Genomic DNA, 23,016 nt, shown 5'->3' with positions numbered 1-23,016 from the left:
CTGCGCCACCCTGGGGGAGAAGGCGGCCGCACTGCCGCATTCGTCTGGCGTCGGCCGCGACGCTCGCGTGTCTCCGTGTCTCCGTGTCTCCGTGTCTCCGTGCCAACGGGAAGCGGCCGGCTTTCCGGCGACGAGGCGTACGACTGCGTCGTCGCCGTGGCTGCCGGTGAGCTCGACGACGTTGCCGGGCAGGGGCGGCCCGCCGCAGGCGGGCCGGTGAGCTCCGCTGACGACGGAAGTTGGGCCGTACGCCACGAAAGTCCGCCCAGTGGCAGCGGCGACGGAGACGACGGGGAACCGTTCCGCCAAGGCCGGGCGGCCGGGCGGGCTGCCCGGCTACCGGTCGATCGCAGGCGAACCCGGGTCCTGTGGTGCCCCGGGCACGGCCGGCGCGGCAGACCGGTTGCGGGCCAGCATGATCGCGGGCACCGCGGCGAGGGCGAAGAGCACTCCCGCCATCACGACGTAGAGGTACACGCCGGTCGCCGTGCTCACCGGGGCACCGTCGGCAAAGGTGCCGGGAATCAGGGTCGCTTTGAGCACCTCGCCCCCGGCGAAGCTGAAGACGACCGAGCCGAGGGCGAGCACGACCGACACCAGGCCGGTGGTCGTGCCCTGCCGTTCGGGCGCTTCGATGCTGGTCGCCAGGTTGTAGCCGGAGGCGCCGATCGCGCCGGCGGCCATGCCGACCATGGCGCCGCAGGCGATCGCCAGCGGGAGGCTCGATACGCCCGCCAGCATTGCGAACGTCGCCGCTGTCCCGAGGGCGATGCCACCGAGGAGGGGCAGCGCGGGACCGAACCGCCCCGCGATCCATCCGGCACACGTGCCGCCGACGACGATGCCGAGGTTGGACGTGGCGAGCAGCGTCGCGACCGCCTCTCCGTCGCCGAGACCGTAACCGAGCCCCAGGTCGGGGGGCACCTGGGCGACGATACCCGTCAGTTGCAGCATGCTCCGGAAGGAGCCTGCCGCCAGCACCAGGGCGAGCAGCGTCAGCAGGATCGGGCGGCTGAGGGCCCGGATGTCGATGATGGGTTCGTCGACCCGCAGCGCGAGGAACGCCCAACCGGCCAACGCGGCGGCACCGGCCACCAGCAGGGCGATCATGCCCCAGGACAGCCAGCCGAGGTCTCTTCCGAGGCTGATGTAGGCGAGCACCGCGCCGAGGCCGCCGCCGAGCAGGAGCGCCCCGCCCACGTCGATCCGGCCGGTGCTGCGGATCGGCGATTCCGGGATGAAGGAACGCACGCTGAGCGCGGCCGCCGCGGCGAGCAGCGCCGCCACGATGAAGACGCTCCGGTAGCCGAACACGTCGATGACCGGCTCCATCAGGTACGGCTCGATGACTCCGACGATCGACGAGCCGGACGTCACGAGCCCGACCACGGCCATCGCCACCCCCGGGGTGCAGATCTGGCGCGCGAGGGCCACCGTGATGAAGATCGCGGCGAAGGCGGCGCCCTGGAGGAAGCGCCCCACCAGGAAGATCCAGACGTTGGGCGCGGCGAGGCAGACCAGTGCTCCCGTGCATGCGAGGAGCAGCGTGCCGATGAGTACCCGGCGCTTGCCGAAGATGTCGGAACTCTTCGCGAGCAGCGGCGACCAGATGGCCCCGGCCAGCATCGCGCTTGCGTTCAGCCACGCGGTCTGGTCGGTGTCGAAATGCGCCAGCAACTGGGGCAGGACCATCATGGGCGAGCCGACGGCCACGTCGGCCAGGACGTTGGCGAGGGTGAGAACGGCCGCCCAGAGGATGAGCCGCTTGCTCCAGCTGTCCTCCAGGGCGCCGGGGGCGGGCCTTTCCAGCGTGTCTTTCACTATGCATTCTCTCCAGCGCATTGAGGGTGAGGTCCCGGCGAACGGCACGCCCTGTGGGTCACCGGGTGGTCTGCTGAAGGCCGTTGGGCGTTGCCCGCATGACGCGGAGTTCAGGGCGCGCCGGCGCCGGGTGCTTGCAGCGCCTTGTTGCGGGCGGCAATGGCGGCCCAGGTGGCCGGCAATATGCGATCGCGACCGCTGTAGACACGGTCCTGGGCGAAAGTGACATAGGGGCGCTGCCGGGCCTCGTACCGTGCGAATGCGGCGGTGTGGTCATTGCCGCACCGTTCGAGTTCCTCGGCGAGAAAGCGGGCGCCGGTGAGCGCGAGTGAGGTGCCCCGGCCGGACAGGAAGGCCGGGCAGTACCCGGCGTCCCCGACGAGGGCGACGCGGCCGCGGTGCCAGGAGGGCAGGTGGATCTGGCTCGCGGAGGTGAAGAAGAAACCAGGATCGGCGCGGGCCGCGTCGAGCAGCTCCGGGATACGCCACGACCGGTAGCCCTCGAAGGCGTCGATGAGGATCTTCTTCTGGGCGTCCAGGTCGTGGTGGTCGTAGTCGATCGGTTCCGAGCGGAACTGGAAGACCGCAACAGCCTTGCCGTTGTACCGGAAGATGCCGGCCATCCGGCCCGGGACGTTGTATATCGAGTTGGTGCCCTCGGACCGCGCCTCGCCGGGGTGGTCGGCGAGGGCGAAGTAGACACCGAGGTGCCGGAGATAGTCCTCCTCGGGCCCGAACACCAGCCTGCGTACCGCGGAGTGCTGGCCGTCGGTGCCGAGCACCAGGTCGTACCGACCGGTGCGGCCCGATGTGAAACGCACGTCGACGCGGCCGTCGCCGCCGCCGTCGGTCAGTGTCTCGATCGAGTCGCCGAAGCGGATCGCCGCGCTGTCCGGGAGCGCATCGGCGAGGATACGCACGAGGTCCTCGCGGAGAAGCTCGATGTCGTCGTCGGAGTCGCTGATCTCCGCCATCGGGATTCGGGCCACCGGCTCGCCCCCGCTGTCGACGAACTGGGTGAGCTCGGACATCCGGACCCGTTGCTTCTGGATCTTCGTGAGCAGTCCCATCCTGTCCGCGGTCTCGATGGCATCACCGCGGATGTCGATGGGTGTGCCTGTGAGCCGGAGGTGGCGGGCGTACTCGACGACGGTGACGTCGTGGCCGCGGGTGCCGAGCTCGAGCGCGCAGGCGAGCCCGGCGATACCGGCTCCGGAGACAAGGATGTGCACGTGTGCGCTCCAGGTTTCGCTGAGGTGGGTGGCGATCGGATCGGCCGCGGGCGCGGCCGATCCGACGACTAAAGAAACAAACAGTTGCTTTTAGCGAGCTTACTTACCACCGGCTTGCACCGCAACGCCGCACCTGGCGACAATCGGCACCCGAGCAGAGAGGTGGAGGTGAGCGCGGCGATGGCCCACGGGACCGCCGACCGGCCGCCCGCACGTCGCCCCGGAGGCCGCAACGCGCGGGTGAGAGCGCAGATCCTCGCCGCGACCGTCGAGCTCGTGGCGCGCGACGGCATCGCGGGCTTCCGCTACGAGGAGGTCGCCGAGTTCGCCGGCGTGCACAAGACCAGCGTCTACCGCAACTGGCCCGACCGCGAGGAGCTGGTGGTCGAGGCCCTGTTGCGGTACGCCGAGGATCTCGCCTCGGTCGCCGACACCGGCGACATCCACCGGGACCTGGTAAACTTCCTGCTGGCCCTCGCCGGTGGCCTGGAAACGCCGTTCGGCCGGACGCTCGAACAGGCCATCCAGCCGGCCCGCCAAAGCCCCACCGTCCAGGCGCTGACCAAAATCCTCGACCAGCGCGTGGCCGCCATGCGGCGGCGGGTGGACACCGCCGTCGACCGGGGCGAGCTCCCCCCGGTCGACAGCTCCTTCCTCGGCGAGATGATCTCCGGCCCGGTGCACCTCATCGTCAACCGCGGCATGCGCCCGTTCACCCGCACGGACGCGGAGCGCATCGTCGGCGTGGTACTCGCCGGCATCCGGGCCACGGCTTCGCACGCCTGACTCGCGGCTCGTTCGGCTCACTTCTCGAGGACGCCTCCGCGCGCGAAAGTCCGGGGGCGCCGAGAAGCCGCTCGGCCGAGCAGTCGGATGATGCCGGTCCGGCCCTGGCCAACACCCGGGGGCGGCCACGGACGTGGACGCGTCGGCAGTTGATCGACGGGATACGGTGGCGGACCCAGGCTGGCACGCCCTGGCGGGACGTCCCCGAGCAATACGGCCCATGGGACCGGGTCTACGACCTGTTCCGCCGCTGGCAGCGCGACGGCACATGGAAGCGGATCCTGGAACAACTGCAGGTTCAAGCCGATGCGCAGGGCCTGATCACCTGGGACGTGAGTGTGGACTCGACCGTCTGCCGTGCCCACCAGCACGCCGCCGGGGCGGCGAAAAGGTAACGGGGATCTGCAGCGCGAGCCGTCTGGTGGGGTCGACACCGAGCCGGACGATCACGGGCTCGGACGTTCCCGTGGTGGCCTGACGACGAAGATCCGCCTTGTGGCCGAGCAGGGGCAGAAGTCGCTGTCCCTGCTGATCACTGCGGGCCACCGTCACGACAGCCCGCAGTTCCAGCCCGTCCTCGAACGCATCCGCGTGCCTCGCACCGGTCCCGGAGGCCCGCGCACCACGCCGGACAGGGTCCGTGCCGACAAAGCCTACGGATTCCGCGCGAACCGCTCCTACCTGCGCAGACGCAGGATCGGATGCACCATCCCGGAGAAGGCCGACCAGGTACGCAACCGCAAGAAGCTCGGCTCCCGAGGCGGCCGGCCACCAGCCTTCGACAAGGACGACTACAAGGAACGCCACACGGTGGAGTGCGGGATCAACCGGCTGAAACGGAACCGCGCTGTGGCCACGAGATACGACAAACTCGCCGTCCGATACGAGGCGACCGTGCTGGTCGCAGCCCTCAACGAGTGGCTGTGACCAGCGCTTTCGGGATCGACTCTAGGGGTGGAAGGTTGTGGTTGCCTCCAGGGCCGCCCGGCCGGTCGCGACCCGGTTTGCCGCCGCATTCTCGTCGGCGTAGCCGAAGGAGATACCCACGAGCAGCTTCCCCTCGTCCACTCCAAGTTGGTCGCGGACGGTGTCGGCGTAAAAGCTGAGCATGCCCTGCGGGCAACTGGCTACGCCGTAGCCGGTCATGGCCAGCAGCAGCGTCTGCAGGTAGGCGCCGACGTCGGCGGCCAGTCGCGGCCCGCCGTCGCCGGTGACGAACAGGAACGCGGCATGGGGCGCCCCGTAGAAGCCCATGCTCTCCACGTCGTAGGCGGCGCGGGCCGGGTGGTCGTCGGGGCCGATGCCCAGAGCTCCGTACAGACCGGCGCCGAAGGCGGCCCGCCGTTCCTGGTGGACGGGGGCGTACATGTTCTCGGAGTACGGGTAGTCGGCCGTGACACGTCGCTCACTGTGGGCCGTCCGCAGGGCGTCGGCCAGACGGCGTCGCCGTGCGCCACCGACCACCTCGACACGCCACGGCTGCGCGTTGGAATTGGACGGCGCGGCGCCGGCCAGGGAGAACACCACGCGCAAAACGTCCTCGGGCACCGGGTCGGGACGGAATGCGCGGGTCGCGCGGCGCCCGCGGATCAGCTGCTCGGCGTACTCCCTCGTGCGGGTCCCGCCCGTCTGCATCCCGCCGGTGGGCGCCTCGCTCGTGCGTGTCCGGGGGAAGACCGGTCCGCTCATGGAACTCTCCTCGGGATCACTGAAGTAAACAGTATCGTTTACCTGAAGTCGCACTATAGTCAGCCACCCCCTCCGAAGTAAACGAGAACGTATACTTACGTCATGCCCACGATGACGACGGCGTCCCGACGGCAGGGTCGCGGAGGGCGGGAGCGCATCCTGGCCGCCGCGGCCGGACTGTTCGCGGCCCAGGGAATCAACGCGACCGGCATGGAGCAGATCGCGGAGCGGGCGCCAGTGTCCAAGCGCACCCTCTACGCACACTTCAGGACCAAAGACGAGCTGGTCCTCGCCCACCTCAAGGACCTCTCCTCGACGGGGCGCACCCTGGAGGGCGCGCTGGCACGCGAGGACATCCCCGCCAAGGAGCGAATCCTCGCACTGTTCGACCCACCCCCAGCCGGCACGGATCCCGTGCGCGGATGCCCGTTCATCGACGCCGCCGTGGAGTTCCCCGACCCGCAGAACGCGGTCCACTCCTACGCCCGCGAACAGAAACTGCTGATGGTGCGGCTGGTGACCGACCTGGTAGCGGAACTGGGTTGCCGTGAGCCCGCCGTCCTTGCCGAGCAACTCGTGACCCTCGCGGACGGCGCCGCCAGCCGCGCCATGGTGCTGGACGAGGCGAACTACGGCCGGCACGCGCGGACAGCGGCGGAGATCCTCCTGGAGAACGCGCTGCCGACCACGATCTGACAGGCCCCACCGGGTTGCTCGGTATGCCTAGTGCCTGATGCGAAGTTCCCGCCGCTCGACCGAGAGGAAGGCGGGACTTTCACAACAGGCCCAGGTCAGGCGACCGAAATAGAATCCGGAGGCCCCTCGACCTTACCCAAGGCATACAATGTCGCGATGTCCGCAAGGAGTGCGGCGCGAATATCTGGGCCCATTCGTCGCCAACCGAAGAGTTCACATGCGTGAGCCATCAGTTCCTCGCCGGAGATCCCGGGGCTTTCAGCCGCAAGCGCCAGTAGCGCCAGTTGGCGTTCTCCCGGTGCGACATGACCCACCCGACGGACGATGTCACCTGACGGGCGGCGCGCCACCGAAAGATTCCTGCCGGCGACATCGTAAAAATCCCCCTCTCGGATACTTCTGCCCGCCCGGATGTGCACTTGAAGAACGTGGTGCACGTTGCCGCGGATCCTGGCGCCGGCGCGGCTCAGACCCCAGGCTTCTCTCGCTCGCTGCACCAGGAGTTCCTCATGGATCGGGCCTTCCGCTTCTATGACTCGCATTAACAGCCGTCCGAGCTGTGGCCGTGCCTCCGGCGTGTGTAGTTCGCCCGCGGGTGATAGTGCCACTGGAAGCATCGTGTAATCAACGACCCAAGGCCGTTCCGGCTCCTCCGCGACAGGCACCCGCTGATGTACCACGGCCGTGGACGGGCTCCGATCGAATGCGTTGACCGTCGTGTCCGCCCGATCATCCACGTCCTGCGCGGCGGATGCCTCCGCCATGGCGGCCTCCACTGCGTCTCGCAGCCGCGTTTCAGCCGAAGCTCTGGCCCGGTACCAATCAGTGCCCCAGATCCGGTACAGCTTCCAACCAAGCCCCGTGAGAACCTGCTCTCGCAGCCGGTCGCGGTCCCGCGCGGCCCGGGACGAGTGATACATCGCGCCATCACATTCGATACCCAGCGCGAAGCCGCCAAGCCCCGCCGGGTGCCGTAGGCCGAGGTCGATCCGATAACCCGCGACACCCACCTGCGGCTGCACCGCGTACCCCCAGGCGCGTAGCACCTTGTACACCGATTCCTCGAATGGGCTTTCCGGCTCGGCATCGGAGTCCTGGACCGTATCGCGCGCGAGGGTGGCCAGCCCATTGCGGGCGTACTCAAGATAACGCTTCAGCGTTCGTACGCTCTCGTTGGTGCTGTCGCCGAGCTCGCTGCCCAGGAAGGAGGCCACCACTTCTGTACGGTAACGGGCTCTGGTGACGGCCACGTTGAGCCGCTTCCAGCCGCCGTCCTTGTTGATGGGGCCGAAATGGTGTCTCAGCCGTGCGTGTTCGTCCGGCCCATACCCTACGGACAGAATCATGACGTCCCGCTCGTCGCCCTGGACCGATTCGAGGTTCTTGACGAAGAAGCCGTCCAGGCGGTCCTCGGTGAAGTGCTCGTCCAGATCGGGACGGTTGATCCGAGCCTGCTGCACGGCGAGGTCGATGGCCGATGCCTGCGCCTGCGACAGCGCGACGACACCGAGACTGCGGTTCCGCCGGGTGTCGAAGTGGTGCACCACCCGCTGGGCGACGTACTCGGCTTCCCGGAGATTGTCCCGGCGCCCCCCACGGTCGTACCGCCCGTCGGCAACGTGAAAGAAGGCAACGCCTGTGTCGTTGCCCTCTCCCACGGCCCCAGGAAAAGTGATCATGGCGTTGTCGTAGAACTCGTGGTTGGAGAAAGCGATCAGGCTCTCATGACGACTGCGATAGTGCCAGCGAAGAGGCAGCACCCTCATGGCAGCCGCCTTGCAGGCATCGAGCAGTGACTGGAACGTATCCGGCAGGTCCTCGTCGTACTCGTCGCCGTCGTCCTCCACGGCGGAGTCGAAGAACGAGGTCGGCGGCAATTGCTTCTCATCGCCGGCGACGACCAGCGAACCGGCCCGGTAGATGCAGTTCACGGCGTCCGCGGGGCGCACCTGTGATGCCTCGTCGAAAATGACGACATCGAAGGAGAAGTCCGATGGCAACAGCTTGCTGACTGTCAGCGGGCTCATCATGAAACACGGTTTGACCGTTTTGACCACGTCCCTGGTACGACCGAGGAGGTCGCGCACCGGCATGTGGCGACGTTTCATCTCGGACTGCTTGATGATCAGGCCCGCGGCACCTCCGCGCACATTCCGGGGGCGACGGCCGTTGCAGGCTTCGATGACCGCCCCACTCGCTGTTTCGACCAGCCGCTCATCCGCCTGCCGGAACTGCGCGACCCGGGCGTCGAGGTCTGCCGAGCGGGCTCTTTGCAGTCTGGGGTCCTCGTCCAGGACGTCATCCGCCCAGGACTTCAGAACGGCGTATTCCACCGCTGTCGGCAGGGTTTCACCGGTGAGTTTCCGCGCTACCGCGCTGTCGACGAGCTGGTCGACCTGGTGTGCGGCAAGCACATCGCGCCCGCTCCGGTAGGCCCGCCATTCCGAGGGCCCCGCGGGGTCGTCCCGCAGTTCCGCGACGGACAGAACGGCCTGGTCGAACGGACCGAGCAGTTCTGCGACCAACTGGGCCCGCCGCCCTTCCCCGAACAACTGGATCAAAGCGGTCGCGGAAGCCGTCCAGCGTTCGGCGCACCGAACCGCCGCGTCGCACCATTCGGCCAGCGCACTGCGTGCGCTCTCGGCGTGCAGGCCGGGGAGCGGATCGGATGCCGCACCGTCGGCCAGAGATGCGCTGAGCAGGTCACGCCGTTCAACTGCCCCGGAGAGTGCGGCAATGCGCTCGGCCGCCGCAAGGGCCTGGTCAAGTACCGCCAGGCCGTCCGTGTCGCGGGGGGTGTAACGGCCGAGCACCGACTGTGCCTGATCGGCCAGGCGCTCAACCTCCTGGGCTGCCTCGTGCCAGGCCAAGGCATCCCCGAGCCGGCCGATGAGCTTCCTGTGCCACACGCGATCCCTGGTCAACGCGGTGACCGTCTCCCGGTCGACCTTGAACTGGTCGGAGAACCACCGGGCGAAGATCTCTCGGTGCTGCTGGGTGAATCGCTGTACAAGCTCTGGCAGTTCCGCGGTTGTGCGCACTCGCTCGTCGAATGTGTCCTCGGCCGCCGCGGCAGCTTCCTTCTCCGAGGCCAGCGCCTTCCGAAGCCCGTCCGCCATCCCTTTCGCGGCGCGGAGTGTTTCGGCATCGAACCACTGACGCGGCGGACGGTGATCGGCCCCGGCGAGATCGGCCAGTTCGAGGAGTGCGAAGGCCTCTTCTGGCGTGGCGGGCTCACGCGCGCCCAGTACCTCGGCAAGTCGGGCGAGCGGCGCCGCGGCGTCCCCGCCGATTCCTGCCGGGCCTTGTTCCGTCCCCGTCCGCGAACCTGGCCGGAGCCTCTCCGCGGTCGCGCGCAGTTCCGGCGAGGTGCGCGGCTCCGGCATCGTGCCGGCGAACGGCCTGCGTTCCGCCACGGCACGCACGGTGGTCAGCGCGTCCTCCGCCTCGGCGAGTACGGAGGTCTCACCCGAACCGATGAGCCCGTGCCAGACGAAGGCGGGCCCCTGGGCGGCAGGCCGCCAGGCGCGCCCGATCGCCCCAGCGGCATCGAGCATCTCCTGCAGGCCGCTCGCGCTGAGTCCACGGGCAGCGAGCCGGTGAGCCGCGGGAAGGGCCAGCTGCGCCGTGCCGTCCTGTTCGAGAAGCACCAGACGTCCCAGGACGTCGTGCACGGTGCGCCCCAGAGGCTGTCTGACCTCGTTCATGGCCACCGCGTACGCCGAAAGCTCCTCGCGGAGCTGCCGAGCCCGGTCGAGCTCGTGCTCGGCCGCGCCGCCTATCCTGATCTCGCTGGTGAGCACCCGTGCCAGTTCCGTGGCGACGGCCTTCTTCGTGGTGTCGCCACTGTGCAGCGCGAGGACGAAATCGTCGAGGCCGACGCTACGCAGGCGATTCCGCACCACGTCGAGCGCTGCCGCCTTCTCGCTGACGAAAAGGACGCGGCGACCGGCGTGCATCAGGGCAGCAATCATGTTCGTGATCGTCTGGCTCTTCCCGGTCCCCGGCGGGCCGTTCATCACGAACGAGCGCCCGGCCAGCGCGGCAGCGATGCACTGCCGCTGCGAGGCATCAGCGTCCAGTACCAGCGGCGTCCGCTCCGGCGCCTGAACCTCGTCGATGCGCTCCGGGTCGGGCGGCTCGAAGTCGATGCTGTCCCCCGGGGGTCCGGCCTCCGCACCGAGAGCCACGGCCCGGATCAGGGGGTGGCCGAGTATGCGCTTCTCGTTCTGCAGCAGGTCCTGGTACATGGCCTCCTTATGGGAGGCGAAGAGCCCGAGCACGACCCGCTCCTCCACCGACCACCCGGGCTGCGCCGCCAATTCCGCACGGGCTGCGGCGAATACCTGCTCCGCATTCGCCGGGTCGGCTTCGGCCAGTGCGTCACACGCGATACCGAGGTGCCCCAGTTTCACGGTCAGCGCCGGGTTGAGCACGCGTTCCTGGCCTTCGGCCGCGTGCAGCCGGTGGCGTCCGTCGCGGCTCCGGCGAAGTTCGACGGGAACGAGAAGCAGCGGTGCCGCAGCGGTCTCCTCGCTTCCGCCCTCCCGCCAATCGAGCATGCCGACCCCGAGCCACAGCACCCACAGCCCGTAGTCGTTGAACATCTGCCCGGCCTTGCGCCGAAGGCGGTGGAGAGACGCGTCCAGGGCCGCCTGGGTGCGCTTCTGGGTGACAAGTCCCGGGCGCTTGCCGTTCGAAGCGACGGACGCGTCATCGCCGACCGGCGCGAACGCCCAGCCCTGGCCAAGTTCGGAGAGCAGCGCATGCGCGTCGGGCGTCGTCAACTCCAGCGTGCCGCTTCTCGTGTGCCGGAAGTTCAGCAGCCGGTTGCGCCCGCCCATGTCGAGCAGCGAGCTTCGCCAGCTGTCCAGTACGACCCGCAGGTTGCCAAGTCCCGCATCCCCCGCGCCGGTTGTCGCCCGGTTTTCTGCGTACCTGCCGCTCGTGCTCACGAAAACCTCCGGAGTCCACACGTGCCGTAGAGATGTCCGCTGATGAACCACATACCGTAGCTGCCCGCCCGCTGTGCGCGACACCGCAAGGTCGGCGCCGCGCGAACGGAACTCAGCGCCTGCCGGACAGCCGGACCGGCGTCTTCCACGCAGTTCTGCCACTCCGTGCGGGACAGCTGCCCGCGTAGCAGCGCCAGTACCACTCGCCTTTGCCGTAGCGACGGAGGTCCACCTCGTCGCCGCCACAGGCTCCGCAGCGCGGCGGGGCGGCGAAACTCTCGGCGTGTTCGTGAGCGAGTATCTTCCTCGCGAAATGGGCCCCGCGGATGGTCAGCATGATCTCGCGTGACCTACTTTGGGACAGCGCGTTGAGGCTGCCGAGCAGCACGGTGTGCTCGTCGATGACGACGATTTTCTGGTGCATCACGTTGACCGGCACGACGGTGTGCACAACGGAGCGGAGCTCACGCACCAACTTTGTTCGGTCCCTCTGTCCTCGGTCGCTGGGGTCCCGGACGAAGACGGTCACGCGCACGCCGCGGCCCACCGCATCCGACAGCGCGGGCAGCAGACCGGTCAGACGCGTCGCCGTCCACGGCGACCAGATCCACAGCGATGTACGCGCCTCGGCGATCCTGTCGGTGAACGTGCGGTAGAAGGAGATCTCGTCATCGACGGCGGCGACTTCCACATGCCGGCTCAGTACCTCGGCCAAGCGGCTGCCGAACGGGCCGAGTTCCGGCCCGGGTACAGCGGTGGGCGCGACGAGTCGTGTCGCCGGTACGCTCCGGACGCGTCGGCCGTCGATCAGTGCGCCGAGTTGGCCGAGTGCGCCTTCTGCGCCTGCGTTCCGGACGCGCCACCGGCTGCCGATGATGTACAGCCGGGTCTGTACGCGGGTCACGGCCACGTTGAACAGGCGCACTCCGTTGCGTGCCCATGCGTCGGCCGGTGCCCGCCGGGTGGCTTTCGCCATCCACAGTCCGTCGTTGTAATCGTCCTCGACCATGTCGAAGATGACGACGGGGAATTCCCGCCCCTGGAACCGGTGTGCGGTGCCCACTTCGGCGGGCAGCCTGTCGCCACTTTCCATGTCGCGCAACGCCTCAAGCGTCGTTTCGGCCTGCGCTTTGTAGGGGGTGACGATGCCGGCCGGTTCGCCATCCTCCTGGTGGAGCTCCACCAACGCACGCGCCAGCAGCGCGCCGGCCGGCCACCAGCCGCTGCTGCGACTCACCAAGTTGACCGAGGCCAACTCCCCGAGGCCATCAGTGTCCAGCAGCACGATCTCCGGATCGTCCTCGGCCAGGGTCTGTGCCCGCCGTTCCACTCCGGGCCCCGCCTTCAGCGTGCCGTCGTAGGCCAGGGAGTTGGCGAGCGCCATTACGTCCGCACCGAAACGGTGCTGCACGTCCAGCACGATGCACCCGTCGTGGCGGCCGGCTTCCGCCGCCGACGCGATGCCGAAGTGTTCGAAGACCTCTGTCAGCAGCCAGCGCGCGATGTCCGGCCGGCCCCTGTCGTCGAGGCGGGGCTTGACCGGCCCAAGCTGCATGAAGTCCCCGAGCAGCACGGCGGTCCGCTTGGCCTTGCCGACGGCGAGCAAGATTTCCGGCAGCATCGCCGTCCCGGCCTCGTCGACGAGCACGAGATCGTACTCTCCCTCGAAGACCGCCCTATTGGTGCGGAAACGGGCCAGCGTCGTTGCGACGAGCCGCGCCGCGCGGATGATCTCCCCTTGGGCGTCGCGAGCCAGTTTCTCGTACTGTTCCTGCAACTCGGTGTGCTGTCGCTCCAGCTCGTCCCGGTGGGCCGCGTCTGCGGCCGTCCGGAGACGCAACCGCTCCGCCCGGGCGGCATGGCGCGGGTGGCCCCGCCGCTCAGCCTCGCTCACCCGAGCCCACGCGGCTTCGGCCTCCGGGAGAGCCGAACGGAGCCCTGCGACGCGGGATGCTGCGAAATCTGCCTCCCCGGCCCGGGTGCGGTCGTCGGCGAGAGCTGTCCGGGCAGCCTGCTCCCGGCGCACGATGGCCTCCCGGGACAATGCAATACCGGCCCGCGCCCGTTCGATACCCGCGGCGAGCTTGGGGCGGGACCGGGCCAGCACGGCACGAGCCCGGTCGGCATTCGCCTCCGCCGCCACGGCCGCCGCCTCCGCCTGCCTGACCGCTTCCCGGGCGTCCGCCAGAGCGCTGCGCGCCCGGAGCCTCGCGAAGCCGGAGCGTGACTCCAGTTCGGCCAGGTGAGCTTGGGCACTGTCCCGCTCCCGTACCGCCACCAGTGCCCTGGCCTCCAGGTGCGCCACGGACTCATCGGTCTCCCGCAGCCGCTCGACGGCTTCATCGTGCCTGGCCCAGTCCCGCCGCGCCGGCTCGGCGTCCCGCAGCGCCTGCCGGGCCCTTTCGCTGCGGGCCTGTGCCTCGGCGGCCCGTGCCGCGGCGCGTTCGGCGGCCTGCTCGGCCTCCGCCAGTTCCGCTCGTACCCGCTCCGGGCTTCCTCCGAGGCCCACCAGCAACTCGCGGTCCCGGGTGTGGGCTTCGGCATCGAATCCCACGAGCAGCGAGTCGAGGGCCGCCAGCTCCGCGGCGCGGGCGCGGAACTCGGCCAGTTGACCGGCGACGGCCCGGCGCTGCGCCTCGATACCGGCCAGACGCTCCCGGACCATGAGAGACAGGCATACAGCGGAGTTCTCCGCGATGTCGCGGAGGTGGGGCGGACCGACGCGCACCACGTGCCCTTCACCGTGCCGCCCCTCCTTGACGACGCCGAGCAAGGCGTTGTCCACGGCGATATTGGTCGCGGACACCAGCAGGACCCGCTTCCCGGACGCGATGAGGTCGCTGATCGCCCGCCGCAGCACGGTGGTCTTGCCGGTGCCCGGCGGCCCCCAGACCAGCCACAACCCCTCGCCCGCGCAGGCGCGGTAGGCGAGGTCCTGAGCAGGCAGCAGGAGGTTCTCGGGCAATCCGACCGGGGCGAGGCGGCCACCGGCCCTCCCTCGCGCCGCCTGCTCGGCCAGCGGCGCGTCGCTCAACGTGGCAATGCCCTCGCGCAGCGCCTTGAGCAGGAACGCCGGCGGCTGGGGCTTGATCCACAGGTGCGGCTCGGGCAGATCGGCGAACTCGGCGACGCGTACCCGCAGCGCCGTGCCGTCCTGATAGATGTCCATGACCGGATAACCGGCCTCGACGTGTGCCTCGTCGGGGCCCGCGAGCCGGACGCCGTCACCGGCCAGCTGGTCGGGGGACAGATCCGATCCGCGGATGTCGACCAGATAGCGCCCGGCCTCCTCCTCGGGTACGGCCCGCCCGACGCGGCGCCATCGCCGACGACGGGGCGAGTCCTCGTGCGCGATCTGAGTGTCGAGCGCCGTGACGATCTCTTCCCGCCAGCCCACTGACCCCCCAGTCCTTGTGGTGTGCAGCCCGGTGCGAAGCCTTCCAGTCCTACCATCTGGGCGGTCGTGGCGCAGGCGGATCGGCACATGTGGCCGCGGAAGTCTCCGGCCGGTCCTCCCGGCTTGGTACAGCCTTCACCTGTCGTCCGTACTCGCTGCGACCTGGCTGGGAAATCCAACGGACACGTGCGGCATCAACGGCGACAGGACGAGGCGGAACGGTCGGCGGGTAACAGTCTCTGGCCACGGTGATCGCCGCGGTGCGGCCGCGGCGGGGCACGTCGGCCGACTCCGCGGCGTGCTGCGGTTCGTCACCGAGGCCTTGGCCACCGCCCGCGAAGCCGGCCGCACCGGCGTCCGCGTCCTGCGGGCGGACAGCCAGTTCTACAGCGCAAACGTGGTGGCCGCGTGCCGCCGCGCGGGCACCCACTTCTCGATCACGACGGGAATGAGCCCGTCGATCAAGCTGTCCATCACCGCCATACCCGGGGACGCGTGGACGCCGAGTGCTGCCGTTCTCACGCGGTGCTCGCTCGGGGATATTCGGCCGTACCTGCTGCTGACTTCTCCGCACGTGGTGGTCCTCGACCTCGTGTTGCCGGAGACACCGACTGGGAACATCTGGATCGAACGGAAGTCCGAAGCCGCCCGAGGACTCGCTCGACCTGATCCGTCGCATTGCCAAGGATCACACACCGTGATTCCCGCGAAGTCCGGCCCAACATGGCGCGCGAGCGGCTACAGCGGTCCTCCGCACGTGGGTGGACCCGGCGGAGCCGCCGGACGCGCTGCTCGGGTGTGTTCATGGTCCCCTCTTCGTGCGGAGCACGGGTGGCGGTGTGCCCACCGACCCCCTCCCTTCGCCACGCCACCCGTGCTCACGCGCTTGCGGTCCCGGGGGAACCACAGGGGCTTCCCCGCACGTATCAAGCTCCCTGCGAGGCCTCCCGCTTGTGGCTCACACGGGCCGCGGAACGGCATGTCTCCCGCGGCCGGACAAACGACGGAAGAGCCCTCATTCACGCCCGGACTTCAACAGGCATGAGCAGCAAATCGCCCTTATGGAGGGCGAATTGACACGCGCACCCCCCATGTTTAATCTCGATGCCTACGAGCCATTCGGCGAGGATCGGCGCGGTGTCCGGCAGCGGTCGGATGCTCTCCCCCGGGAGCGCCTCGAACTGGCGAGTCACAGAACGGTATTTCAGCTCAGCGCTTGAATCCGTCCTGGTGACTCGGGCGAGTGAGAGACCGTCAAGAGAGCCGCCGGAGTGACGCAGCGCGTATCGCATGGGTCCGACGCTCGGTAGCGACGCCCGTGCGCGTCGGCCGGGTCGGCAGGTCGCAGCGGTGCAGCCGCACGATGTCCTGAGTCCTGATCGGGTCCGAGCGAAGAAACGGCTAGCACGATCAACAATCACCTTCCTGCCGACCGCACTTTCCACTGTGACGAGTCCGGCGTCCCCAAACGCAACCTCGCTCTGTTCACCGCCGTCGGCGTCGCAGCCGCGGATTCCGCGACCGTGCTGGGTGACTGGCGTGCGGAGCGCCGCAGATGGTTCGCCGAACACGGCGTCCCCGTTGACTTCGAGCTGCACGCCCGTGACTTTCTGGCGGGACGTGGCCGCCCCGGCGGGCGCAACCCGCTCAAGATCGAGCGCTATCGGATGGCCCAGAGCGCCCTCGAACTGCTCGGCGCGCAATCGGCGCTCACGATCACGACAGCCTGGACCGTGCATCCCGCGGGCTGGCGGGCAGCGAAGGGAGCCGCGTACCGAGGGCTGCTGCGCTCGCTCGACAGGCTGCTCGACCGATCCGGCGAGCACGGCGCGCTGATCGTCGACGGGGACGGCTCCGACGCGATGTACGAGGAGGCGCACACGGAGGTCCGCCCGGCCCGCGTCCCGCGCCCGGCGGTGCAAGTCCCGGCCCACGTGTCGGACTGGCTCCAGATGGCGGACCTCGTCGCCCACACGGCATTCCAGGCCATCGCCCGGCAGGAGAGCCGCCGGGCTCTGTGGGGCTGGTACAGCAGGTATTTCCCCAAAGCCCCCGCACCCGAACGATGCTGACCGCGGCCGGTGAGCCCGGCGGGAAGCCGGCCTCACCTATGACGAAACCCCGACCCGTGGGCCGAGGCTTCGTGAAAGCAGACCTGGCACGCGCCTCGCGCGGCCCGGACTGCGCTGTCCAGTCTAGCCACGGAACCGACGCCGAGCCAGTGAGGTGCCGGATCGATCCATACCAGGCAGAACAGAGAAAGAAAGGAACGTCGTGAGCATCCCCACTGGATTCCAGGAGCCAGGAACAGACGACCACGGAAAAGAAACCGAAATCACGGACGGGAGGAACGCGGCAGCCGCCGGGCCGGAGACGATCTCGTTCACCCTTGATGGCGAGCAGTTCACCGTCTCCGGCTTCGAGCGTTCGCTTCCGGGCATGTCCTCGGCCGGTGCGCGCGCCCAGCTCGTCCGCGCCGGTCTGACTGCCGAAGGCACCTCGCTGGACGAGGACGCCTGGCACGCGGTGGCACGGGCCGTCGTCACCCCGGACGCCGCCGCGGCACAGTTGCGCGCCCAGAAAGGGGAGCCCTCGGCCCTCGTCGAGGAGCATGTCGAGGGCGCCACGCTGCGCTCGCTGCACACCCGCGCGTGGCTGACCGAGCTGTTCCCCGGGCTTCAGCCGCGCACCGGCCAGGGCAACTTTTCGAAGTTCGATCCCGAGGTATACGGCGAGGTCGACGAGGCGGGCCACCCGCGCGCAGCCGTTCGCTACCACTATCGCGACCGTGCACACCTGCATGCCCACCTCAAGGAAACGATCGTGGCCACCCGGAATGCCAATCCGGAGCCGTACGACCGTTCCATCCTGGCCCGGCGCATCACCCGGGCGGTCATCGCCCATCCGGCGCGGCTCACCTTCGCCGACGGCACGGAGCCCGTCGACGTCCTGCTCGTCCGCGACGGCATCACCCGCCTGACCAGTGCCTGGGCGCTCCTCACCGAGGACCAGCCACCTCACGCGGACGACATCGCCGAGACCGCCGTCGGCATTCTTCTCGCCGAAAAGCCGCAGCGCCGTGGTGCCGCCGAGAAGGCGCTCAGTCAGCGTATGGCCCTTGGCAGGCAGGACGCGCTCTCCGGGCTTCAGGCCGAGTTCCACCAGGGGCTCGGCTCCGTCCAGCCCGCCGACCGCTCGGTACGGCTCAGGCAGACCCTGGTCGTTCCGGCGCAGATCATGGTCGGTTTCCGCAGGCACGGCTCGGCCGCACTCGCGGCCCGGGACGCGTTCGACGATGCCGTGCGGTCCATCCTCGCCTCCGTGCACGTCGAGTTCCGTGCCTGGGAGCCCGCGGCGCAGAACGTGGAGGTCGGCTCGCGCGCCATCAGCCGGGTAGTTCTGCCCGACCTGCCCTCGGACAATCTGATCGACGGCTACACCGGCCTGGCCCTCGGCCGGCGGCAGCCCGAGGGCCTGCCGGAGATCTTCCAGGACAAAGGTTTCCCGCCCACGCCACTGTGGCGGGCCGTGCTGCTCGTTCACTTCCTGACCAGGCCGGACGTGTACGAGCAGGTGAAGCGGTACGCGAAGGCCATCAAGGGCACGAAGAAAATGTCGGACTCCGGCTACGCGGAGCTGCTCGGCCCGGTCGTGGACCTGCCCTGGCGGCCAGCGAAGACCGGTTCGCTCAAGCAGGCCCGCAACGCCTGGGCCAACGGAGGGGTGCTGACCAAGGCGGTGCTGGGCGAGTGGGAGCCGATGCCGTGCGGGGACTTCACGGAGCTGGTCGGCCCCGCCCTGCGGGGAAATCAGGACGCCCGGCAGACGCTCGCGGTCGCCGGCGGAACGGCGTTGATCGCGGACAAACTCCTCACCCGAAACGTCGGTTCGGCCGTGGGCCGGACCGTGCCGTTCCGCGCCAACGTGGACAAGGTGATCGCAGGGCTGAGCGAGTCCGAAGAGGGACTGTGGATTCTGGCCTTCGCCGCCCAGTCGTTCGACGCAGCCCGGGAGTGCCTCAACTCCTTCACCAAGGCACAGCTGATGGGCCGGAAGGTCGCGCGGATGTACACCGTCCCGGCCGTGGATCTCACGGCTGCGGACAAAAGACTCCGGGACCGGGGCGGGGTCGCCGAGGAGCCGCTCGACCCGTGGCGCGTTGTCGAGGCATCCAACCCGGAAATGGCGCTCAGGGCCAAGGAAGAAGCCCGGCAGTCGGATACTTCCGGGCCGGAAAGGCCGATAGGCGACCGGCTCGCCGGCGAACGGCGCGCGCTGCGCACCGCGGTACGGGAGGCCCGAGAGGCCGTCGAGCGGTTGCTCGGCCTCGCCGAAACCCCGGAGGCCCTGGCCACCACCCAGGACCCCTTCGGCTCCGACGACGAGGTGAACAGGCTGATCGACGAAGTGCGCCGCCTCGCCGGCACGATCATGGTGCACCGCAGCACACCGGACGCCGCCACGGATGACGACGAGGAGGCGGAAGAGCCGCTGACCGACTGACGGTCGATGGCGCCCCACCATCGGGCGGCGGGCCACCAGTGGGGACCGCGTCCCGGCTCAGACCGGCATGATCGGCACGTCGTACTGCGGGATTCGCTTGTCGCGGGTCACGAGCGTCAGCCCTTCGATCTGCGCCTGGGCGACAAGGACCCGGTCGAACGGGTCTCGGTGGTGGTCCGGAAGCCGACCCGCCCGCACCCCGTGCCCGGCGGTGACGGGCAGGCCGGTGAACTGGCTGTCGCGCACCCGCTCGGCCAGGTCCTCGGGCCCGTCCAGCCTGCCCAGCCGCTGCTTGGTGGCAATCTCCCACGGAGTCACCGTACTGACGTACACGGCTGGCTCGGTGTCGAGCAATTCCTTCACCTCTCCCGACAGCAAGGGAGAGTCGGACGGCCACCACAGGACGACATGCGTATCGAGCAGGAGGCGCATCAGCACGCCCCGAAAGCGTCGGCGATGTCGTCGGGCAGGTCGTCGAAGTCAGCCGGGATATGGAAGGACCCTGGCAGCGAGCCGCGGCCGGTCCGTCTCACCTTGGGGCGCAAGGGGCACCAGCTTGGCGACGGGCTCGCCGGCCTTGCTGATCACCACCTCCTCGTCGGCGGCCACCTGCTCCAGAACGCGGGAGAAATGCGTCTTCGCTTCGTGCACGTTGTACTGCCGAACTGCTTCCATACCTGCTCCTCTCTGCTCATCGCCCCTCGGCAGGCCCACAAACGGTGAGCGGATGCGCTGGGGCGACCCGGTGCAGGGCCATCCCCAGTCCAGGCGCCACTGCTCCGGCTCGCCGCCGAGCGGGGCGTCTTCTCGTCAAGAGATTCGAACGGTGAGGGGCTCGGTTGCGGGGAGTCTGAGCAGGGTGCCGTCTTCCAGGCCGAGAAGGACGGCGAGACCACCCGTGGCATAGGGCTCGCCGCGAACGGTATGAATTGTGTACCACTCACCCCGGACCTGCACACGTTGTCCGGCGCTGACGGCCGCAGCGGCGATGTTGGTCGTCGTCGCAGGCGGCGCGAGGCCGGGGACTTTCAGCTCGGCCCACACCCGCTTGCCCGTGCCGTTGGGAAAGCCTTCGAAGCCCCAGGCATGGGCAACGGCCTCCACCAGAAGCAGTCCGCGTCCGCCGGTGTCCTCCTCCGCGGGAGCACGGATCTCCGGCATCCCGGGGCCTGTGTCGCTCACCTCGAGCACCAGCATCCCCTCTTCCACCGAGAGGGAGATCCGGATCTCGACGCAGCTCCCGAGCGCGTCGCCCGCGCGCAGCGCGTTCGTGACCAACTCGGCGAGCACCAACTCCGCATTGTCGACACTCTCGTGATCCACCCCGGGCTCAGCGAGTAAGGCGCGCAGCAGGGCGCGCGCTCGCCCCGCGTTGCGGTGGCCAGAGGACAACCTGAAGCTGACTTCTTCCAGTGCGGCCATTGCAGCTCCCGCCGGTCGGCATTCGACGGCCCTCGGCGCAAAGGGCGGTTGCCCTGTGGCGTCGAAACCGCAGGAGCAGCTTGCCCACGGATCATGCCGTCCTGCAACGTTGCCAATCAGGATGAGCGCAAACTTCCCTCCTGTGAGTGAACCACCGTCCGCGAAAGGGCCCGGCTCTGCTACTGGTGTGGGTATGCGCCCCAAGAACACCAGCCCCACGCCGTCCACTGTCCTGGGACGTCAACTCGGAGACGAGCTGCGACGCTTCCGCGAGTCGGCCAAGCTGACCACGGCCCAGGCCGCCGTCGCTCTGGACTGCACGAAAGGCAAGATCAGCCGAATGGAGAACGGGCGCGTCGCAGTGCGGCTCCCGGACCTGACGGCGATGCTGCGCGCCTACGGCGTGACGGCACCGGAGACGCTCGAACGGCTGGCCGCCCTGGCCCGGAAGGCCAACCGTCGCCGCAGACAGGGCTGGTGGAGTCAGTACGGTTCCGTCCTCGCAGACACCTACCGCGACTACATCGCTCTTGAAGCCGTGGCATCCTCCATCCGGACTTTCCAAGCGCAGTTGGCACCCGGCCTGCTCCAGACCCCGGAGTACATCAGGGCTGTGACTGTGGCCTCCCGGCAGTGGCAGACCGCCGACGAGATCGAGCAGTTCGTGCAGGTGCGGATCGCCCGGCAACAACGTCTCACTGGTGAGCCACCGCTGCGTCTCTGGGCTGTCCTTTCGGAAGCAGTGCTGCTTCAACAGGTCGGTGGGGCAGAGGTCATGCGGGATCAGTTGAGGCACTTGATCGAGACGGCGGAAAGGCCGAACGTCACCGTCCAGGTGCTGCCGTTCTCCTATGGCGCACACGCCAGCATGTTCGGGCCCTATGTGCTGCTCGGGTTTCCAGAGGTGGAAGCACTCGATGTCGTGCTCGCGGACAACCCGACTGGTTCGATGTGGCTGGAGCAGCCTTCCCAAGTCAGTCGCTACCATGAGCTGTTCGACGCGGCACGTACGTCGGCCCTGTCGCCGACGGCATCCCGGGCACTCATCCACCGCAGGGCAAAGGAGTACGAGGTATGAGCCGCGCATCGCAGTCACCGCACGGCGCATGGCGCCGAAGCACCTACAGCGGTGGGAACAACGAATGCGTCGAGGTAGCGACGCCGGTGAGAAACTGCATACCTGTCCGGGACAGCAAGCAGCCCGAGGGGCCCGTCGTCGTATTCGGCACGGGTGCGTGGGGTGCGTTCGTCGCCTCACTGCGCTGACGGCTGACGCCCCGGACGACAGCCGGGCGCGGCTGGGCGCTTCGCTACCGCGGGACGGTCCGGAGTCGACCATCATCGCTCGCGTCCCACTCCTCGAACGCTTCCGCGTGCTCCGCTTCCCGCATTACCACCTCATAGGCTGCCCAAGGCCACAGGCGGCCGCCACTCGACCGGCGCGGCGGCTCTCCCGCGGCCCGATACGGTGCCGGCTGATCGGGCAGCCCGAGCCCGAGGTCGCGCAGCGCGATCTCGGCAGCAGAGCGGCCAGTCGTTCACCCGGACCCGGGATGGGCGCCGCTATGCCCCGCGGGGCGCCGTCGCCCTACCCCCGCAGTGTGACCTCCCGTGGGCCGTTGAACGGGGCGAGGGACCGCACCGTGTGCGGGGTACGCAGGCCGTCGTGGCCGGTGAACAGGGTGCGCGCCGCGTCGAAGGGGACGTCGGGGCCCGCGGTCAGGGCCGCGACCTCGTCGTAGAGTGCGCGGATCTCGTCCGTCACGGCGGCATCGCTGTCCGCACCCGCGCCCCAGACGTCCCACAGCAACGTTTCCGACTTGTTGAGCGCGGCCAGGTCAAGCCGGACATACCCCCCGACGAACCACTCCCCCGCCAGCGGGCTGCCGGGCGCGAAGCCGAACGACGCGGGGTCGGCCTCCCCCGCGCGGATCGCCTGCCAGGCGGCACCGGCGACCAGGAAGCGGTCGCGCGGCACGTCCAGCGGGTCGAAGCCCGGCTTGAACACGTCGCCGACCACCGGATCGGTCAGCTGTGCGTCGGCGAGCAGCCAGCCGCGTTCCTCGTCCCAGTACTCGGTGACCACGTGGTCCACGTGGAAACCGTCGTCGTGGAAGTAGTCGGCGAAGCCGACACGCAGCCGCGCCGGAACGCCCGCGTGGCGCAGGAACGAGCAGTGCAGCAGCGAGAAGTCGCGGCAGACGCCGACGAAACGGTCCTCGGGCTCGCGTTGCAGGGTCAGCGGCGCGTCGTTCCGCCCGGTGACGATGCGCAGGATGTCGTCGATGTACCGCGTCTCCGCGTCGTCGTGGAGGCGGTCGGCGGGGATGTCGTAGGAGTAGATGCCGCCCTCGGTCCGGTGGATCGCCAAGCCCCGCGCGACACCGGCCAGGCGCTCGGGGTCCGCGGGCAGGCCCACGTAGTGCGCGCCGAGCGCTCCCGGGTCGGAGAAAGTGCTGTGCGCACGGTAGAAGGCGGCGGCTTCGGGCGCGAGACGGTCGGTTGGCATGGCGGA

Annotated in this window: 17 protein-coding genes and 1 pseudogene; 8 read left to right on the top strand and 10 right to left on the bottom strand. The window is 69.1% G+C overall.

The window, feature by feature from the left end:
* Positions 1-336: 336 nt before the first annotated feature.
* Together STBA_RS29715 and STBA_RS29710 are read right to left on the bottom strand one after the other, a co-directional pair.
* Positions 337-1,821: an MFS transporter gene (locus STBA_RS29715; RefSeq protein WP_253195099.1), complete on the bottom strand. Its 1,485-nt coding sequence runs from the start codon at positions 1,819-1,821 to the stop codon at positions 337-339.
* Positions 1,822-1,931: 110 nt separating this feature from the next.
* Positions 1,932-3,053, bottom strand: coding sequence for an FAD-dependent monooxygenase (locus STBA_RS29710; protein WP_077062138.1), 1,122 nt, complete (start codon positions 3,051-3,053; stop codon positions 1,932-1,934).
* 240 nt (positions 3,054-3,293) lie between these two features.
* Here STBA_RS29710 and STBA_RS29705 point away from each other — a divergent pair, with 240 nt between their 5' ends.
* The 3 genes from STBA_RS29705 (at position 3,294) to STBA_RS36030 (ending at position 4,766) form a co-directional block, all read left to right on the top strand.
* Positions 3,294-3,839 carry a TetR/AcrR family transcriptional regulator gene (locus STBA_RS29705; protein WP_253195097.1) on the top strand — a complete coding sequence of 182 codons (546 nt, stop codon included), beginning with the start codon at positions 3,294-3,296 and terminating at the stop codon, positions 3,837-3,839.
* A 149-nt stretch (positions 3,840-3,988) separates the two neighbouring features.
* Positions 3,989-4,234, top strand: a complete 246-nt coding sequence (locus tag STBA_RS39080; RefSeq protein WP_253195095.1) for a transposase — start codon at positions 3,989-3,991, stop codon at positions 4,232-4,234.
* Positions 4,197-4,766: an IS5 family transposase gene (locus tag STBA_RS36030; RefSeq protein ID WP_253195093.1), complete on the top strand. Its 570-nt coding sequence runs from the start codon at positions 4,197-4,199 to the stop codon at positions 4,764-4,766. Before STBA_RS39080 ends, STBA_RS36030 begins: the two co-directional genes overlap by 38 nt.
* A gap of 21 nt (positions 4,767-4,787) precedes the next feature.
* On the opposite strand, the gene STBA_RS29690 is transcribed toward STBA_RS36030, so the two are convergent.
* Complete coding sequence (locus STBA_RS29690; protein ID WP_077063699.1) at positions 4,788-5,474, bottom strand: nitroreductase family protein; 687 nt, start codon at positions 5,472-5,474, stop codon at positions 4,788-4,790.
* 156 nt (positions 5,475-5,630) lie between these two features.
* Between STBA_RS29690 and STBA_RS29685 the strand changes: the two genes are divergently transcribed.
* On the top strand, positions 5,631-6,224 hold the full coding sequence (locus STBA_RS29685) for a TetR family transcriptional regulator (RefSeq protein WP_077062135.1): 594 nt from the start codon (positions 5,631-5,633) through the stop codon (positions 6,222-6,224).
* A 95-nt stretch (positions 6,225-6,319) separates the two neighbouring features.
* Here the strand turns inward: STBA_RS29685 and STBA_RS29680 are convergent, their stop codons facing one another.
* From STBA_RS29680 to STBA_RS38090, 3 genes are all read right to left on the bottom strand, one after another.
* Positions 6,320-11,179 carry a DUF3320 domain-containing protein gene (locus STBA_RS29680; protein WP_077062134.1) on the bottom strand — a complete coding sequence of 1,620 codons (4,860 nt, stop codon included), beginning with the start codon at positions 11,177-11,179 and terminating at the stop codon, positions 6,320-6,322.
* Positions 11,180-11,291: 112 nt separating this feature from the next.
* Positions 11,292-14,576 (bottom strand): AAA domain-containing protein, encoded by a 3,285-nt coding sequence (locus STBA_RS29675; protein WP_077062133.1) that lies wholly within the window; start codon positions 14,574-14,576, stop codon positions 11,292-11,294.
* Positions 14,577-14,960: 384 nt separating this feature from the next.
* Complete coding sequence (locus STBA_RS38090; RefSeq protein ID WP_171987814.1) at positions 14,961-15,098, bottom strand: hypothetical protein; 138 nt, start codon at positions 15,096-15,098, stop codon at positions 14,961-14,963.
* Between the two features lie 1,001 nt (positions 15,099-16,099).
* Between STBA_RS38090 and STBA_RS29670 the strand changes: the two genes are divergently transcribed.
* Entirely contained in the window at positions 16,100-16,648 is a 549-nt protein-coding gene (locus STBA_RS29670; RefSeq protein WP_077062132.1) for a hypothetical protein, read from the top strand.
* Positions 16,649-16,850: 202 nt separating this feature from the next.
* The gene (locus STBA_RS29665) at positions 16,851-19,079 is read left to right on the top strand and encodes a hypothetical protein (RefSeq protein ID WP_077062131.1); all 2,229 of its coding nucleotides are present in this window, start codon (positions 16,851-16,853) and stop codon (positions 19,077-19,079) included.
* A gap of 57 nt (positions 19,080-19,136) precedes the next feature.
* On the opposite strand, the gene STBA_RS29660 is transcribed toward STBA_RS29665, so the two are convergent.
* The 3 genes and pseudogenes from STBA_RS29660 to STBA_RS29650 form a co-directional block, all read right to left on the bottom strand.
* Complete coding sequence (locus STBA_RS29660) at positions 19,137-19,511, bottom strand: type II toxin-antitoxin system VapC family toxin (RefSeq protein ID WP_077063698.1); 375 nt, start codon at positions 19,509-19,511, stop codon at positions 19,137-19,139.
* Positions 19,511-19,754, bottom strand: a pseudogene (locus tag STBA_RS29655) (type II toxin-antitoxin system Phd/YefM family antitoxin). Before STBA_RS29655 ends, STBA_RS29660 begins: the two are co-directional and overlap by 1 nt.
* Before the next feature lie 135 nt (positions 19,755-19,889).
* Positions 19,890-20,501: an ATP-binding protein gene (locus STBA_RS29650; RefSeq protein ID WP_077062130.1), complete on the bottom strand. Its 612-nt coding sequence runs from the start codon at positions 20,499-20,501 to the stop codon at positions 19,890-19,892.
* A 193-nt stretch (positions 20,502-20,694) separates the two neighbouring features.
* Here STBA_RS29650 and STBA_RS29645 point away from each other — a divergent pair, with 193 nt between their 5' ends.
* Positions 20,695-21,579: a helix-turn-helix transcriptional regulator gene (locus STBA_RS29645; protein ID WP_077062129.1), complete on the top strand. Its 885-nt coding sequence runs from the start codon at positions 20,695-20,697 to the stop codon at positions 21,577-21,579.
* A complete protein-coding gene (locus tag STBA_RS29640; RefSeq protein ID WP_077062128.1) occupies positions 21,576-21,767 on the top strand; it encodes a DUF397 domain-containing protein in 192 nt (63 codons plus the stop codon). The genes STBA_RS29645 and STBA_RS29640 overlap by 4 nt, the downstream gene beginning before the upstream one ends.
* A gap of 322 nt (positions 21,768-22,089) precedes the next feature.
* Here STBA_RS29640 and STBA_RS29635 read toward each other — a convergent pair whose 3' ends face one another.
* Positions 22,090-23,010 (bottom strand): transglutaminase domain-containing protein, encoded by a 921-nt coding sequence (locus tag STBA_RS29635; RefSeq protein WP_077062127.1) that lies wholly within the window; start codon positions 23,008-23,010, stop codon positions 22,090-22,092.
* Positions 23,011-23,016: the final 6 nt, after the last annotated feature.

Origin of the sequence: Streptomyces sp. MP131-18 (assembly GCF_001984575.1) — a bacterium.
In the GTDB taxonomy this organism is placed as follows: domain Bacteria; phylum Actinomycetota; class Actinomycetes; order Streptomycetales; family Streptomycetaceae; genus Streptomyces; species Streptomyces johnsoniae.
Note: the sequence above shows the minus strand (reverse complement) of the source record. Positions and strands in the feature narration are given on the sequence as shown.